This window comes from uncultured Campylobacter sp. (assembly GCF_937997465.1).
Lineage (GTDB): Bacteria > Campylobacterota > Campylobacteria > Campylobacterales > Campylobacteraceae > Campylobacter_A.
The window spans coordinates 1-1,709 of the sequence record NZ_CALKTQ010000161.1; the positions used below are offsets into that span (position 1 = coordinate 1).

2 protein-coding genes and 1 pseudogene are annotated in these 1,709 nt (G+C 48.2%); all 3 read right to left on the reverse strand.

Features of this window, described 5'->3' with window-relative positions; all coding sequences use genetic code 11:
- Positions 1 to 46 precede the first annotated feature (46 nt).
- Positions 47 to 403, reverse strand: coding sequence for a hypothetical protein (locus tag Q0546_RS05140; protein WP_298791136.1), 357 nt, complete (start codon positions 401 to 403; stop codon positions 47 to 49).
- On the reverse strand, positions 384 to 1,022 hold the full coding sequence (locus Q0546_RS05145; RefSeq protein ID WP_298791138.1) for a lysophospholipid acyltransferase family protein: 639 nt from the start codon (positions 1,020 to 1,022) through the stop codon (positions 384 to 386). The genes Q0546_RS05140 and Q0546_RS05145 overlap by 20 nt, the downstream gene beginning before the upstream one ends.
- 463 nt (positions 1,023 to 1,485) lie before the next feature.
- A pseudogene (locus Q0546_RS05150) lies at positions 1,486 to 1,709 on the reverse strand (CDP-alcohol phosphatidyltransferase family protein); the annotation flags it as partial.

Here is a 1,709-nt window from a genome sequence, read left to right on the forward strand (position 1 = left end):
ACCGCGATGAGTCCTAAAAATAGATTTAAGATATGATTTTGCGGGTTCATTTTAGGGCCTTTTGGTTAAATTTGAAGCTAAATTTGACGTCTGTTTCGGAGCGCTCCGAGCGAGTCAAATTTACGCGCGTTTGATTTACTCTGCGGACGGTTTGGGCGGTTAAATTTGTTAGCCAGAATTGCTCGCGCTTTGGGCTCGCGATTAGGTCAAATTTGATTTGCGGCGAGGCGAGCGTTTTAGTGCGGGCTTTGTTTTTAAATTTGACGCTTCTAGCCGCCGCTCTAAAAGGCTTGCCGTCAAATTTGCCGTAAAGATCGGTCGCAAATCTCTTGCGTGGCGGATTTACGGGGCTTAAATTTACCGCTCTCGCCAAAGCCGTCGCGCTAGGCTTTAGTTCTATCATTTTGCGTATCGCTCATCGCTAGCAGCGCGTCCTGCGCCTTTTGTAAAAACTCGCCCTTGCCCTCGCCGCCGTAGGTTATCTCCTCGCCCACGATCAGCTCGCAAAGCAGCGGGATGGGTATCATAAAGCCCTTAGGCAGGACGTGGCGCGCATTTTTGATCCAAATCGGCACAAGCGGGACGTCGGGGCGCTGTTGCGCCAAACGAAATACCCCGCTTTTAAACGGCTGTAGCGCTAGATCGTCGTTCATCTTGCGCGTGCCTTCGGGAAAGATGATGAGAGAGTGGGTCTGCAGCGCCTCGTTCATTTGCGCTAGCGCTTCTAGCGGATCTTTGCGGCGACTTATTAGCACCATATTAAACACGTTTTTAGCAAGAAATCTGCGCACGGGCCCGCTCTCCCAGTACTCCGCCGCCGCGACGGGGCGCACGCGCTTTCTCACGCGGTAAGGCAGCGAGACGAAAATCAGCAAAAAATCGCCGTGGCTAGCGTGGTTTGCGTAGTAAATTTTAGTACCGTCGCCGATGTTTAAAAGCTCCTGCGGCGGCCGTACGCCCGTGATAAATATAGTAATACGGCAAAGGATAAAATCAAGCGCGGCCGCTAAAAACTCTTTCATCCTGTATCCTTTTTACTCTTTTGTTTTTCAAATTCATTTTTTGTGACGCCCTCAATTTTACGATTGCGTGCAGCAAATGAGCTTCTTGCCCACCTTACCGAAAACGAGCGCTTTAGATATAAATTTTAGGCGATTAAAGCCGATACGATTTAAGTAATGCCTGCAATTTGTCGCTTTTGCTACTTGCTTTTGTTTCGCCGACTTTGATAAAACGCTCGAAATTAACCGAGCGCGTTTTACGCGCCTAGCGTCTTTAAAACATTTAAATTAAGCGGACAAATTCGCCGCGATATTTTATCCTCGCCTCAAAAAGTCTCGTAAATTTAAACAAGCTCAAATTTATAATGATTGCGTGCCCGCGCCGAGACGAGCTTAAAACTTTTGCAATTATATCAAATTTAGACAAATTTACCTTGCGTTGGTTTTGGAGATATCTATTAAATTTATCCTCGTCCGAAGCTCCTTATTCCCCGCGTTTTAGTCCCATCCTCACGCGGTTTACACAAGTAAGCGCAAGTAAAAATATCGCGGCGTAAAGCACCCAGCTAAACCACTCTGGCAGTCGCCCAAATAGCGCATATATCGTACCGATAAGCCCAAATATAAACGCGCGGTCGCTCTTGCCCATAGGTCCGTCGTATCGCCTGCCGCAACCGTGCACCTGCCCTAGGACGCCCAAAAACTCAC

What these genes read in the sequence shown, in the direction of transcription:
- Q0546_RS05145 (WP_298791138.1), bottom strand. Translation starts at nt 1,022, where the DNA reads ATGAAAGAGTTTTTAGCGGCCGCGCTTGATTTTATCCTTTGCCGTATT.
- Q0546_RS05140 (WP_298791136.1), bottom strand. Translation starts at nt 403, where the DNA reads ATGATAGAACTAAAGCCTAGCGCGACGGCTTTGGCGAGAGCGGTAAAT.